General features: G+C 39.8%; 12 protein-coding genes. 5 read left to right on the forward strand and 7 right to left on the reverse strand.

Features of this window, described 5'->3' with window-relative positions:
* Positions 1 to 94: 94 nt before the first annotated feature.
* Positions 95 to 2,605 carry a TonB-dependent receptor gene (locus B9Y87_RS08300; RefSeq protein ID WP_085497998.1) on the reverse strand — a complete coding sequence of 837 codons (2,511 nt, stop codon included), beginning with the start codon at positions 2,603 to 2,605 and terminating at the stop codon, positions 95 to 97.
* A gap of 89 nt (positions 2,606 to 2,694) precedes the next feature.
* Positions 2,695 to 3,504: an AraC family transcriptional regulator gene (locus tag B9Y87_RS08305; protein ID WP_085497999.1), complete on the reverse strand. Its 810-nt coding sequence runs from the start codon at positions 3,502 to 3,504 to the stop codon at positions 2,695 to 2,697.
* A gap of 417 nt (positions 3,505 to 3,921) precedes the next feature.
* On the opposite strand from B9Y87_RS08305, the gene B9Y87_RS08310 reads away from it, so the two are divergent.
* Genes B9Y87_RS08310 through B9Y87_RS08320 form a run of 3 tightly spaced genes read left to right on the forward strand, consistent with a single transcriptional unit; the run spans position 3,922 to position 6,245 of the window.
* Complete coding sequence (locus tag B9Y87_RS08310; RefSeq protein WP_085498001.1) at positions 3,922 to 4,500, forward strand: TetR/AcrR family transcriptional regulator; 579 nt, start codon at positions 3,922 to 3,924, stop codon at positions 4,498 to 4,500.
* A 25-nt stretch (positions 4,501 to 4,525) separates the two neighbouring features.
* Positions 4,526 to 5,524 (forward strand): NADP-dependent oxidoreductase, encoded by a 999-nt coding sequence (locus B9Y87_RS08315; protein WP_085498004.1) that lies wholly within the window; start codon positions 4,526 to 4,528, stop codon positions 5,522 to 5,524.
* Positions 5,525 to 5,567: 43 nt separating this feature from the next.
* Positions 5,568 to 6,245 (forward strand): type 1 glutamine amidotransferase domain-containing protein, encoded by a 678-nt coding sequence (locus B9Y87_RS08320; protein ID WP_085498006.1) that lies wholly within the window; start codon positions 5,568 to 5,570, stop codon positions 6,243 to 6,245.
* A gap of 221 nt (positions 6,246 to 6,466) precedes the next feature.
* On the opposite strand, the gene B9Y87_RS08325 is transcribed toward B9Y87_RS08320, so the two are convergent.
* The 3 genes from B9Y87_RS08325 to B9Y87_RS08335 form a co-directional block, all read right to left on the reverse strand.
* Entirely contained in the window at positions 6,467 to 7,357 is an 891-nt protein-coding gene (locus B9Y87_RS08325) for a DUF4382 domain-containing protein (RefSeq protein WP_085498008.1), read from the reverse strand.
* A 186-nt stretch (positions 7,358 to 7,543) separates the two neighbouring features.
* Entirely contained in the window at positions 7,544 to 8,059 is a 516-nt protein-coding gene (locus tag B9Y87_RS08330; protein ID WP_085498010.1) for a DUF4440 domain-containing protein, read from the reverse strand.
* A 202-nt stretch (positions 8,060 to 8,261) separates the two neighbouring features.
* On the reverse strand, positions 8,262 to 10,385 hold the full coding sequence (locus tag B9Y87_RS08335; RefSeq protein WP_085498012.1) for a M3 family metallopeptidase: 2,124 nt from the start codon (positions 10,383 to 10,385) through the stop codon (positions 8,262 to 8,264).
* A gap of 134 nt (positions 10,386 to 10,519) precedes the next feature.
* Between B9Y87_RS08335 and B9Y87_RS08340 the strand changes: the two genes are divergently transcribed.
* Together B9Y87_RS08340 and B9Y87_RS08345 are read left to right on the forward strand one after the other, a co-directional pair.
* Positions 10,520 to 10,912 carry a DUF2784 domain-containing protein gene (locus B9Y87_RS08340; RefSeq protein ID WP_085498013.1) on the forward strand — a complete coding sequence of 131 codons (393 nt, stop codon included), beginning with the start codon at positions 10,520 to 10,522 and terminating at the stop codon, positions 10,910 to 10,912.
* A gap of 77 nt (positions 10,913 to 10,989) precedes the next feature.
* Complete coding sequence (locus B9Y87_RS08345) at positions 10,990 to 11,727, forward strand: phytanoyl-CoA dioxygenase family protein (RefSeq protein ID WP_085498016.1); 738 nt, start codon at positions 10,990 to 10,992, stop codon at positions 11,725 to 11,727.
* 78 nt (positions 11,728 to 11,805) lie between these two features.
* Here B9Y87_RS08345 and B9Y87_RS08350 read toward each other — a convergent pair whose 3' ends face one another.
* On the reverse strand, positions 11,806 to 13,194 hold the full coding sequence (locus tag B9Y87_RS08350; RefSeq protein ID WP_317045124.1) for an FAD-binding oxidoreductase: 1,389 nt from the start codon (positions 13,192 to 13,194) through the stop codon (positions 11,806 to 11,808).
* 47 nt (positions 13,195 to 13,241) lie between these two features.
* The gene (locus B9Y87_RS08355; protein ID WP_085498018.1) at positions 13,242 to 13,724 is read right to left on the reverse strand and encodes a cupin domain-containing protein; all 483 of its coding nucleotides are present in this window, start codon (positions 13,722 to 13,724) and stop codon (positions 13,242 to 13,244) included.
* Positions 13,725 to 13,744 lie beyond the last annotated feature (20 nt).

Consider the following 13,744-nt stretch of genomic DNA (forward strand, 5'->3'; position numbering starts at 1 on the left):
TTTCCTTCTTTTTAATCATATCCAATAAAACAAAAAAAGTCCAGCCATTAAATGGGCCGGACTTCTTTTATCTTGAATAAAAATGTTTTCCTGTTTAGAATTCTTTTTTGCCAAACTCACTTTCTATAAATTTGGCCTTATTTTTTATGGCATTGAAAGTGTAGGATAAGTTAATGGATATCATATCTACTTCATACCTGTAATTGGTAGTGGTGTAAAATTCATTGGCTTTATAGGTAGTAATTCGCTGTTCATTGGTGTCCAACAAGCCCATATCAATATTCTGCCATTGCAGTGTTGCCGTTAATTTATTGTCTATAAACGACTTTCGGAAACTAAGATTGGGGGTGTAAAACCTAGAATCCTCTCCTTGGGCGGTATTTGTTTCGGACAAATAATTGAAAGTAAATTGTAAGGAGGCATTTTCCCAGAAAGAATAGGTAGAATTAAGGTTGAAAGAGTAAATGGTGGCACTACTATTTACGTCGTAACTTCTGGTAATACCATCTCTATGTCTAAATACAAAGGCCCCATCAATATCATAGGAATAAATGTTAGCTCCTATGTAATTGCTCCAATTTTGGCTTGGCTTCAGTTGAACCCCTAATTCAAGTCCAACCGCATTGCTTTTGCCTACATTGGAATAGACCCTGTTAATGATACTGTCCAAAACAGCCCCATTGGCTTCATAGGCTAAGGTATTCACGCGGTTTATAACATTGTCCACATGTCTGTAATAAGCAGTGGCGCTGACCGAATTACCTCCGCTGAAATTTTTGATGACTCCCAATTCTACCAAATCTATGAACTCCGGTCTCAATTGATTGTCCCCTTGTTCAAAAACCTCAGAGTGCTCCCTTTCCGCAAAACTGTTCATTTTTAAGGTAGTTGTACGTTCTACCCTTTTGCTATAGGCCGCCTTAAATTTGGTAACATCGTTAACAGTATATTGCAAGGAGGCCGATGGAAACAACTTAACAAAATCATAGGTATAGGTTTGCTCGGGATCGGCCGTCCTTAAATCCTCGGAATAAGTTCTATCCATGGATTCCAAGCGCAAACCGGCCGCGTAGTCCCATTTATGGCTTGCTCCCGTTAGTTGGGTATATCCGGAATGAATGGTGCGCTGCAGGTTGATATTACTTGAAAATTCAGGTACCAGAACACCATCGCGCTCATATACAAACTCACCTGTGTGGTCAATATCCCTAAATTGATAACCCGTTTCCAAGGTGCCAAAGGAAAAGGGCTTGAATTGGTAATCCACATTCACCCTATACCCATTTAACGGATTGTCATTGGTGTTATACTCCTGCTGATAAACGATATTACGATCGGTGAGGCCTAGATTATCATTATAAGTAGGGCCTCCCAAAAAAGTGTATTCATACAATAGGGAGGTAGACAATTTGGAATCATTGTTGAATTTATGGCCAAAATCAAAACTTCCAAGGGCGAAATCGCCTTTCCTGGTCCTTAAATTGTGATTATAATACTGAAAAGTATATTCCCTATTGCCACTGCCTATAGGTGAAATGGCATGGTTATCGTAATAATCGATATCCGCCAAACGATCTACGGTATGCTTTCCCGCATAGAAACCCAAGGAATAGGTATCGGCCTCATTAGGCGTAAAATCCACACTAAAACGTCCATTATAGCTGATATCATCAAAACTCCTCTCTCCATCGGAAGGCAAAAAGGTTTGTTTGTCCTCGGCTTGATTGACCACAAAAACCTCGCCTTCCCTCCTACCTGTTTTATCATTGCGCTGGTAACTTGTTCCAAAGGAAAGGTTCCATTTATCGGTTCGCCTGTTCAAAGTTGCATCAATACCATATCGTTGGGCGGCCTCCTTGGTATCATAGGGTTCTATGGAAGGTAATCCGCCACGAACATTAATTTGTGCATAAATTCCATTGGTCGCTCCTTTTTTTGTTATAATATTTAAAATACCTCCTTTACCTTCAGGGTCATATTTGGCCGAAGGTGCGGTAATCAATTCCACGGATTCCAAGGCATTTGCCGGTAATTGGGATAATATGGCACTGGCATCCCCTTGGGTAGGTTTCCCGTTAATCAGGACGGCAAATCCAGAACTACCCCTAACACTAATACCACCTTGGGCATCAAGGGTGACCGACGGCAAGTTTCTTACCACATCAATGGCATTTCCCCCCTGACTGCTTTGGAATTTTTTGGTATCGAAAACCTGACGATCTATCTTGTGAAGAACCGTTGCCCGTTCTCCCTGTATGATCACTTCATCCAATTGGTTTCCAATGGACAAGCCAATAATGCCAAGATCTTTTACAAATTGTCTTTTATCTATGGCTATGTCTGTAATGGTTTTAGTATCGTACCCCATAAAAGAAGCTTCCATATAATAAGTTCCAGGCTTTACCCCATCTATAACAAAGGTACCATCTTGGGAAGTTACCACGCCAGTAATCAGGGAACCATCTGACTGATCATACAAGGCTGCCGTAGCATATTCCAATGGCGAATTATCAGAGGCATCAATAATTTTTCCTGAAATTTGGGCTATAGTCGCCTGCATACCCACCATTAGGGCAACCAACATAAAAAAGCTTTTACAATTCATAAATATCAATTCTAATTAAAAATTTTGACAAAAATAGAGTAGCCTTCCAACTTAAAATGGTGTATTTGAAAAAGGAATGGTACTAATACTTAAATCAATTTTTTTCTGAACTGTAAAGGGGTAAGTTGTGTATATCGTTTAAAATATTTGGTAAAATGTGAAGTGTCCTTAAATTCCAAATCATAGGCAATATCACTGATTGATTTGTTAGTATAGGCCAATTGTCTCTTCACCTCCATAATAATATATTCGGCAATGACATCGGAGGCCGTTTTATTGAACACTTTATGACATATAGCATTGAGGTTCTGTGAAGTAGTATTTAAAGTCTCCGCATAGAAGGAAACATTATTTTTTAAATTTTCGGACAATAAATTTACAAATTGCACGGTCATATCGGTATTTCCCCCCCCTTGCAAAGTGGCATACTTTACCATTTTTGCCAATATGGCCTTTAATCCCCCCTCCAGGGCTTCTTGGTTCAAATTAACTTGTTCCATCTCCCAACACAGGGACTTGAATAAAAAGTTTAATGATTTATCGTCTTCTGCTACCTTTATTTTTTGACAGTTGTTCAGTTTTATCAACTGAGTATTGATGTATTTGTCCAGCGTTTTTTCTAAAAACGATTCCTTGATAATGATCACATATCCCTTGGGTTTTGTGGTAATCTCCCAATGATGAACCTCATCCTTTTTAACAATAAACAGCAAGGGTGGTTCTATACTATGGCTTTGCATATCTAAATGATGGAAACCACTACCTTTTATAAAATAGATTATTTCAAGGTATTTATTGTGCTTGTGGGGCTTGGTATACCTTTTAGTGGCATCGAATGGTTCTATTTTTATACCAACTTCAGCGTTAATTTTGTTGTATGTGCTAATGGAATCGTTCAAAATGGCCCGTAGTTATCTTGATATAGCTGTAAATGTAAATATTACGTTTTAAAGTCGATTTTAATCAACTCAACTTTATGATAAATTTATAATAAATTTAAATTAACCTTTCCTTTCCCATTGGCGGTCGCTTATCGTATTTTCAGGACTTACGGATTGGAAGACCCCTATTTTTGGCCGTCCATATTTCGTTTACAATGTGTTAAAATGGTCTGATCGTATTTTTACCACTTTCCCCCTATTACCCAAAAATAACATCCAATATCAAGCCGATATTGGTTTTCCAAATTCTCCAAAACTGTAAACTTATGTTAAAGTCAGTCAAAAAAAGAATGAACGTTCATTTTAAGGCTATCTTTGTACTCGTATTGTTATCAACATTGAACTACAGAGGTTAAAATTCCCATTTAGAACATTATGGCCAAACTTCAAAAAAGTATTGAAAAGCGAAATGCTTTAGTAAAAGCTACCATTAACTTGGTTAATAATAATGGGTTCCACGCTACCCCTATGTCCAAGATTGCAAAAATGGCGAACGTTTCCCCTGCTACTATTTACCTGTATTTTGAAAATAAGCAGGACTTGGTAAATAAGGTTTACTTAGAAGTGAAGTCGGCCTATACCGCTTATGCATTCAAAAACTATAGTAATGACATTTCCGTAGTTAAAGGTTTTGAAACCATTTGGAAACGCATTGCCGATTTTAAACTTAAGGAAGTGGAGGAAGCCATGTTTCTGGCCCAGTGCGACAATACCCCAATCATAGATGAAGCCAGTAGACAGGAAGGACTAAAACACCTTCAACCCTTACTGGACCTTTGGGAAAGAGGAAAAAAGGAAGGTATTATAAAACCTTTGTCGCCCTACCTATTGTACGCATACTCCATAAATCCCCTCTCTTTTTTAATGGTAATGCAACAACGGGGAGTCTTTCAATTAAACCAGGATCACTTGGAGGATGCCTTTCAGGCGGCCTGGAACAGTATTAAAAAATAAAACTCAATTCACTTAAAACAACATTATGATTCAGACAATTTTATTAAAAAATCGACCTAAAGGAAAACCTACTTTATCGGATTTCCAATTCGTGGAGGAAAAAAAGGATCTAAACCTCCAAGAAGGAGAAATACTTTTGGAGACTACTTACATCTCCGTTGACCCGTATTTAAGGGGAAGAATGAGCGATGCCAAATCATATGTCCCTCCCTTTGAAGTAGGTAAACCTATAACTTCTGGCATAGTTGCCAAAGTTATTACTTCCAAGAACGATAAATTTAAACAAGGTGATTATGTTTCGGGGATGATGGACTGGAAAACCCAACAGGTTTCCAAAGGCGAAGGGCTTTTAAAAATAAACAAGGACCTAGCTCCGCTCAGTGCCTATTTGGGCATTTTGGGTATGACCGGCTTAACCGCCTATTGTGGGCTCACCCAAATTGGCAAACCTAAGGCTGGGGAAACTTTAGTAGTTTCGGGTGCTGCAGGTGCCGTGGGAAGTGTAGTAGGTCAGATTGGAAAAATATTGGGACTCTATGTGGTGGGTATTGCAGGAACAGATGAAAAAGTAGCGATGCTTACCTCAGATTTTGGCTTTGACCATGCCATTAACTATAACACTACGGAGGATATGGGAACAGCCCTTAAAACTGCCTGTCCAGATGGTATAGATATTTATTTTGACAATGTAGGCGGCCCTATTTCAGATGCTGTTTTATTTAATATCAACAAATTTGCCAGAATGATCATTTGCGGAGCTATTTCGGTGTATAACAACACTGAAATCCCAAAAAGTATCAGTGTTCAGCCCTTTTTGGTAAAAAATAGCGCATTAATGCAAGGTTTTATAGTTTCCAATTATTCGGAGAAGTTCCCGGAGGCCATGAAGCAATTATCCACTTGGTTGAAGGAAGGTAAATTAACCTACAAAGAAACCGTGGTAGAAGGTTTCGAAAATACCCCGCAGGCATTTTTGGATTTGTTTGAGGGTAAAAACAAAGGGAAAATGATCGTGAAAGTCTAAGGCTTGGATTAGTACCTAAATTAAAAATATTAAAAAAACGAAAATGAACATATTATTTGTACTTACCTCCCATGATAAGTTGGGGGATACCGGAAAGAAAACGGGATTTTGGATCGAAGAATTTGCCAACCCATATTATACTTTGTTGGACAAAGGGGCCGATATTACCTTGGCTACCCCAAAAGGCGGGGTGGCCCCGATAGATCCCAGCAGTGACACTCCTGATGCCAGCACTAAGGATACGCAGCGATTTAAAAATGATGCCGTGGCACAGGAAAAAATTAAGAATACATTAGCATTGTCAGAAATTGATCCCAATGATTACGACGCGATTTTTTATCCAGGAGGCCACGGGCCACTATGGGATTTGGCGAACGATGCCACATCCATTAGCCTCATTGAAGCCTTTAATAGACAGAAAAAACCCGTTGGCTTTGTATGCCACGCCCCGGCCGCATTAAAAGGCGTTAAGAATGACGATGGCTCACCTTTGGTAAAAGGAAAAAAAGTAACCGGGTTTACCAATACCGAAGAAGAAGCCGTGCAACTCACCAAGGTTGTACCCTTTCTTGTGGAAGACATGCTCAAAGAAAATGGCGGTATTTACTCCAAAAAATCTGACTGGGCCCCTTATGCCGTTCAGGATGGCAATTTGATTACAGGACAAAATCCGGCATCTTCGGAACTGGTTGCTCAAAAATTATTGGTATCCCTAAATTAAGGAATCGTCTTTAAGCTTTAAAAGCCGAACATCTTTCAATAGTTGTTCGGCTATCTTTTTGCAATCGGATCATGTTCGCTTTGTATTAAAATTGGGGACAAATATTCTTGACTTTTGTTATGGACTGGGTTCCCCGTAGCCATGAAAATTCAGCAAATTTTAACCTTATACAAAAAAGGTGGGCTATAACACCCACCTTTTTTATTTCTTAGAAAATTGTGTTATTCCCCAGCAACCAAAATAAAATCTTGGGAGGTGGTATTTCCAGCAACTATTTCTATATCGGTAACTGATTCCTTTTGGTAGGTTGATAATTCTACCTCAACATCATAACTTCCGGCCATTAATCCCATAACCATGTATTTTCCGTCAGCATCCGTAAAAGTTGTGGTATTCAAAGTGTCGGCTGCAAAAACGGCCACTTGCGCACCTTCCAATCCTACGGCAACTTCTTCCTGAAGTGTTGTCACCTTACCGGACAAAGTGCCAGCGGTAGACATATTACAGGCTTTAATGACTGGTTTAAAATTAAAGCCGGTTATATTTTCAAATGTACTGCCTTCACCTTTGGCTACAAAAGATTTGCTTACATCAAAATCCAACAATAAATCGGCACTTAGTCCACCTTCAACCACAAGACCGGGTTTAATAAAGATCTTTATACCCGTTTGTTCCCCGCTAGGTACTTTTAAATCAAATGTGGAGCCATCCGTTAGTACAACATTTACACCTTTAACATATACCCGTACAAGGTCGTAAATTCCAACAGGCACATCAAGATCCACCAAATTCTTGGTAACTCCATTGGTAAGCTCCAAAAGGTTGACCTCCATTTCATCTTCCATCAGAACAACAAAGGAAGATTTATCTTCCTTTGTCATTGAGGCATCTGAATTATCCTCAACTTCAGAATTAATATCCATTTCCCCTTTGTAACGGGCATCTATCTTAAAAATAGTAACGTTGGCCTCTGCTACCAGATCATGTGGAAAAGGTGCGTCCGTTAAGTTAACGGAAAGCCTGCCATAATCACTATTCTTGTCATCATTGTCCGTACAAGAGACTAAAACAGTTACAACAAACAATGCAATTGTAAATAGTTTAATTTTCATAGTTATAAATTTTAGTAATTATTGGAATACCTCCTTATGTAAAGGCTATATATAACAACAACCAAAGATGGTATGTACCCTACCACTATCTCACTATTTTTTATTTTTTTCGATGAAATGCATTCATCATTTATTTTCTGGGAGACAGCACAATTCCATAAACGGACAGGCTACTATTTAAGAAATTTATTCCTTGGGGGATCTATGGTCATAGCTCAATACCCGTTTTAACTGCCACATACCTTCCTGTAGTATAAAAACATGGGAAAATTTGGCTATACCTGTTATGTACAGTTCTTTATTGGCCTCCTTTATATAAAATTCATGGATCCCGTTCTGTATCGCCCCGTACAAAACGCCGTTATTATATAAAGGATACACTTCCATACTGTTAGCCACCAATTTACGAATGGGCTTCTTATCTCCCTTACCGCAAATGTTTTGTTTTATAGCCTTAAAAAAATCTTCCTTGGAGGTACTTATCCCGGATTGATCGTGATAAAATTCCAAATCAGGTGCAATTAAGTGCTCCATCTCCTTAAGCTCACAATTATTGAACCCATTTACGAATAAGATACTATCCAATCCCATTATGTTTCTATACAGTTCGGAGGAGGATTCCACTTGGGCGTGCCCCATGTTGAAAAATAACAATATGTGGATTAAAACTCCCACTATCTTAAAAGATGAAACGGTTGTCATAGCGATCAATGTTTAGTATTACCCTACTAAAGATAATACCCTTATAGCTTTGTTACAATATTTCCCTTGCCGTGAATCATGGCATATACGTACTTCCAATTTCATAAAAGCGATAAACCAGACACCACAATGGGCAAAAATTAAAAAGAGGCCACAACAGCCCCCTTTAAATTTGAAATACCACGATAATACAAGGCAACATTTACTGTAAACCCCTTGCTTTTAGCATAGGTTCAATTTTTGGATCCCCGCCGCGCCAATCCTTGTACATTTTTTCCAGGGGCAAAGTATTGCCACGAGAAAGAATCATATCCCGCAATCGCTGACCATTCTCCCTGGTAAGTCCACCATGGGTCTCAAACCAATTGTAGGCGTCATGGTGCAGCATCTCCGTCCATAGATAAGAATAGTAACCTGCCGCATATCCACTGCCAAATATATGGGCGAAATAAGTAGATCTATAACGTGGCGGTACGGCAGAAACCACATCCAATTTCGTTGCATGTAAGGCTTCCTTTTCAAAAGCATTTGCATCCTCTATTTTAGTGTCCGATCCAATGGTATGCCATTGCATGTCCAAGTTGGAAGCCGCTAAATTTTCGGTTAGGCTATACCCCTGGTTAAAAGTGCCCGATTTCTTTATCTTATCTATAAGCTCTTGCGGAATTTGTTCCCCTGTTTTGTAATGCAGGGCATAGTTTTTTAGGATTTCAGGGTAAAGCGCCCAGTTTTCATTGAACTGGGAAGGAAACTCAACAAAATCCCTGGCCACTGAAGTGCCCGACAAGGAAGGATACTGCTGGTCGGCAAAAAAGCCGTGGAGCGCATGTCCAAATTCATGGAACATGGTCTCTACCTCATCATAGGTAAGCAATGCCGGTTCACCTGCTACAGGTTTCGGATAATTACAAACATTGTAGATCACAGGTTTCTTATTGTAGAGTTTGGATTGATCTACAAAATTGCTCATCCAAGCCCCTCCCCGCTTACTTGGGCGGGAAAAGAAATCGCCATAGAACAATCCCAATGGATCTCCGTTCTCCTCAAAAAGCTCATATACCAATACATCTTCGTGATAGGTAGGGATATCTGTTCTGGCCTTATAGGTAATTCCATATAATTTTTCAGCGGCATAGAAAACCCCTTTTTCCAATACAGTCTTCAACTCAAAATAAGGTTTAATCTGGTTTTCATCCAAATCGTATTTGGCCTTTCGTACCATTTCGGCGTAGTGGTTCCAATCCCAAGGGGCAAGGGCAAAATCCCCTCCCGTTTTCTGGATCATTTCTTGAATTTCCTTGGCTTCTTGCCCCGCCTTGGCCGTAGCAGAAGGAACAAGTCCCTCAAAAAGTTCAAATATGTTTTCCGGCACTTTGGCCATGGTATTCTGCAAGCTCCATTCTGCATAATTTAAAAATCCCAACAAGGCCCCTTTTTTGGCTCTTAATTCGGCAATTTCCGTAATAACGGCCTTGGTATCCTGGGCAGTGCCATCGGCACGCAACCAAGCAGCCTTGAACAATTTCTCCCTTGTCTCCCTTTTTTTCAAGGATTGCAATAAAGGTTGTTGTGTGGTATTTTGAAGTGCAATTTTCCAGCCTTGCCCATCTTTGTTCTCCAATGATTTCAATTCGGTATCCGAGAGTCCTTCTAGGTCGGACTTATCTGTAAATATAACTGCACCCGCATTATTGGCCTCCAACAAGGTTTTATTGAAGGTATTGCTCAAAGTGGCCAATCTGGAGTTGTACGACTTTAAAATTTCCTTGTTTTCAGGAGAAAGGTTGGCACCGGCGATTTCAAAATCCTCAAAATAATTCTCCAACAATCTTAAGGATTCCCCATCCAAATTAAGACTTACCCTTTTTTCATACAGTGTTTTTACCCGCTGAAATAAGGTGTCATTGAGATAAATTGCATCCCGAAGTTCCGAAAATTTAGGTGCCATTTCTTCTTGGACGGCTTGTAGGGTATCATTGGTGTGGGCACCGGTAAGTGCCGAAAATACATTTCTCACCCGATCTAAAAGTACACCACTCTTTTCCAGCGCCAATATGGTATTTTCAAAAGTCGCCGCTTCAGTACTATTTGCAATATTTTCAATGATTTCTCTTTTCTCGTCCATTCCTTGCAATAATGCTTCCCTGAAATGATCGTTATTAATTTTGGTGAAATCGGGAGCGCCATATGGCAAGGTACTTTCGGCGATTAATGGATTATGATTGGTGTTCATGGAATTTTGGGAGATTATATTATTCTTTTTATTTGAGTCCTTACAAGCGGAAAACATAAGCGTTAATAACAACACGGAAAAAACTTTTTTCATTCACTGATCATTTTAAGGATTAAGTGCAAAAATACTGAAACCAAAGGAAAGGAGAATGCGCACCACCAGCAATTGGGCAAAATTCCCACTCCTAAAAATTCATTATCTTTTTCGGAAACTAAGCATTTCCCCTGATGGATGAATTATTATTGAGGTTAGCAAATACTTTTTTCTATGTCTTCCATACGGTGCTCATTATTTTTAATTTGTTCGGATGGATACCGGTCCGTACGCGAAAACTTAATCTGATTACCTTACTTTTAACCTTTGGCTCCTGGGTTTTGTTAGGAATTTGGATGGGATGGGGCTATTGTTTTTTAACCGATTGGCATTATGAGGTCCTTGAACGCTTGGGTGAACACAATTTACCAAACAGCTATATTGATTTTTTGACAGAAAGAATAACGGGCTGGTTGCCAAGTACGGCTCTAAGCAATACATTGACCCTTTCCTTGGCAATTTTGGCATTATTATGCTCGCTTTGCGTAAACCTCATTTCCCCAGGAAGAAAAAGAAAACCCCTTTAAATGCTACAAGAAATATTTTTTTGACAATTATATCGTATCTTTTTTAGCTTAAAATCATATTGTTAATTTACTTAAGCATGCTCACAAAAGAGGAAATTGAAATATTGGAAAGTCAGGGTTATTTATCCTTGGGCAAACTATTGACAGATGCACAGGTAAAAGCCATAAACGACAGGATTGATGCCCTAATGCTCAATGAAGGTGGGTCGGCCGGATCGGAATTGGCCGAATCCAAATATATAAGGCATCCTAAGGAGGAGGGCGCCGATCGCTTGGCTGATCTAGTCAACAAAGGTGAGGTGTTTGATATTTTTTACACACATCCAAGAGTTCTGGCCGGTATTGCTGCTGTACTTGGCGCATCCTTTAAATTATCCTCCCTAAACTACAGAGCTGCGAAACCCGGCCTTGGACATCAAAATTTACATGTAGATTGGGGCAATAAAATGGTGGAAGGTGTGTACAAAGTCTGTAATTCCATTTGGTTATTGGATGACTTTACAGAAAATAATGGAGCTACACGTATAGTGCCCGGCACCCATAAACTTGGCATAGCGCCCCAAGAAAAAATGGAGGACCCCAGCCTTCCCCATCCTGATGAAATCATCATCACCGCACCTGCAGGATCGGTTTTTATCTTTAACTCCCACGCCTGGCATGGAGGAACTACCAACCGAACCGATAAGCCTAGAAGAAGTATACATAGTTATTTTTGCACCTCTGACCAGCCGCAACAGATAGATCAAAAAAAATATATTACCGAGGAAACCAAACAACGCGTAGGTAAAGAAGCCCTAAAAATTTTGGATGTTTAGTAGACTTATAAAACTAAAAGATGTCTATCCTTTTGAGGCAAGCCTGTTGGATGGCTTGCCCAAATTGTGTCCTACCCCCTAGTTACTAGGAAGAATATTCTGGTTGACCCTAAATAAGTTATTAGGGTCATAATGTTTTTTTATACGGGCCAATCGCTGGTAGTTATGCTTATAACTTGCTTTTACCCGTTCCTGACCTTCATCCATCATAAAATTGGAATAGGCACCTCCAGAGGAATGTGGATGCAATTCATTGTAATAATCCTTGCACCAATTGGTGATTTTGTCGGCATTTGCCGGATCCGGATCCACCCCTACAATTACACCTGCATATTTGGCATCCCTATATGCCCATGGTGTATCTTTGTCTCCAACCCTAGCTGCAGCTCCACTAATAGGATATAGATGCATTTGTGAAAGTGGGGTCGGGATTTTAGATCCGTATTTTAAATGCCCAGCCCTAACTTCTGGACCTAATTTATTGAAAAAGTCGGCCCTCCAATACCATTGCAATCCTGGGGGCATAAGCCCATCAAACATAGTTTGAATGGAAGGATAAGGCATTTCGCCCACATGTTGGAACAAGGGTTTCTTGGCCAAAACGGGTTTGAAAATTTCTTCAAATTTGTCTGGATGACCCGTATAGCACCATACAACTCCACAGAATTGCTTATGGTGCAAATGTTCGGGAAATGGTGGGCCTGGAATAACCATAGTTGCAATAAAACCATTTAGGTCTTCCGGGGCTTTATGAATAAATTCATCATACCAAGCCATTATTTTCTCAGTTTGCTCTATTGGCCATAAGGTAGGACCTCCAATTACATTTTTTAAAGGATGGGCTTGAAATTTAAAGGAAGTTACGATTCCAAAATTTCCACCACCACCACGAATGGCCCAAAAAAGATCAGGATGCTGTTTGGCGTTAACGGTAACAAAAGAACCATCGGACAATACCATATCGGCCTCCAACAAATTGTCTATGGTAAGTCCGTATTTCCTGGAAAGATAACCCACGCCACCTCCCAGTGTTAAACCGCCTACACCTGTTGTTGAAATCATTCCACTCGGAATTGCCAATCCAAAGGCATGGGTGGCATGATCAACTTCACCCCAAATGTTACCTCCTCCAACACGTACCGTATTATTGGAAGTATCCACATGTACAAATTTGATTCCGGATAGATCAATGACCATACCGTCATCGCACAGGCCCAAACCCCCTCCATTATGTCCACCTCCCCTAACAGCGATCAACAAATCGTTTTCCCTGCCAAAGTTTACCGAAGCCATTACATCGGCCACATCCACACACATGACGATCATACCGGGATGCTTATCGATCATACCATTATAAACTTTGCGGCTACTATTGTATTTGCCATCGGAAGGCATCACTACTTCTCCCCTTATTTCTTTTTTAAAGGATGCAATACGATCTGCATCCATGTCTATTACCATTTCCATATTTCTAAATTTTAATGTTCGTTTATATTATTATTCAAAACTTTGCATTATTTTTTAAGCACTATTGGAAATGCATCCAAAGGTTCTTCAAAGGCAATAAATAAAACACAAGGGTCTTTATCGCCACATTTTGCGGTATGAGGTTTGGTAGACGGACCAAAGGCATAGGAGCCCACTTTCATTATCTGCTCTGTTTCCCCTTCATAAGTAACATGAAGTTCCCCAGAAACAAGGATCATGCGCTCAGCAGAGGTATGCCAGTGCTCCGGTATTTCATAGTTGGCGGGCACCTTAAAAAAAACATCCACATTTTTTTTGGAAGGGTCTCCGTGCAATACCGATATTGTGCAACCCTTGGGCATAAACGAGGGGCAAGGGCCCCATTGTAAATCCTTATCCTTATGCGTTTTTACCAAGGAGATTTCCGAACCTTTCTCTAGGCTGCCCTGTCCAAAAAAGGAAAAACTTACAAAAAGTGTCAATATCAAAATGATAACTTTCAATTGGGAATACTTTAGAGTGTTGTTCATTTCTAAAATGTTTAAGATTA

Origin of the sequence: Arenibacter troitsensis (assembly GCF_900177645.1) — a bacterium.
Taxonomy (GTDB): domain Bacteria; phylum Bacteroidota; class Bacteroidia; order Flavobacteriales; family Flavobacteriaceae; genus Arenibacter; species Arenibacter troitsensis.

Coding starts and splice junctions, on each gene's coding strand:
- B9Y87_RS08300 (WP_085497998.1), bottom strand. CDS start 2,605: ATGAATTGTAAAAGCTTTTTTATGTTGGTTGCCCTAATGGTGGGTATG.
- B9Y87_RS08310 (WP_085498001.1), top strand. CDS start 3,922: ATGGCCAAACTTCAAAAAAGTATTGAAAAGCGAAATGCTTTAGTAAAA.
- B9Y87_RS08315 (WP_085498004.1), top strand. CDS start 4,526: ATGATTCAGACAATTTTATTAAAAAATCGACCTAAAGGAAAACCTACT.
- B9Y87_RS08320 (WP_085498006.1), top strand. CDS start 5,568: ATGAACATATTATTTGTACTTACCTCCCATGATAAGTTGGGGGATACC.
- B9Y87_RS08325 (WP_085498008.1), bottom strand. CDS start 7,357: ATGAAAATTAAACTATTTACAATTGCATTGTTTGTTGTAACTGTTTTA.
- B9Y87_RS08330 (WP_085498010.1), bottom strand. CDS start 8,059: ATGACAACCGTTTCATCTTTTAAGATAGTGGGAGTTTTAATCCACATA.
- B9Y87_RS08335 (WP_085498012.1), bottom strand. CDS start 10,385: ATGAAAAAAGTTTTTTCCGTGTTGTTATTAACGCTTATGTTTTCCGCT.
- B9Y87_RS08340 (WP_085498013.1), top strand. CDS start 10,520: ATGGATGAATTATTATTGAGGTTAGCAAATACTTTTTTCTATGTCTTC.
- B9Y87_RS08345 (WP_085498016.1), top strand. CDS start 10,990: ATGCTCACAAAAGAGGAAATTGAAATATTGGAAAGTCAGGGTTATTTA.
- B9Y87_RS08350 (WP_317045124.1), bottom strand. CDS start 13,194: ATGGAAATGGTAATAGACATGGATGCAGATCGTATTGCATCCTTTAAA.
- B9Y87_RS08355 (WP_085498018.1), bottom strand. CDS start 13,724: ATGAACAACACTCTAAAGTATTCCCAATTGAAAGTTATCATTTTGATA.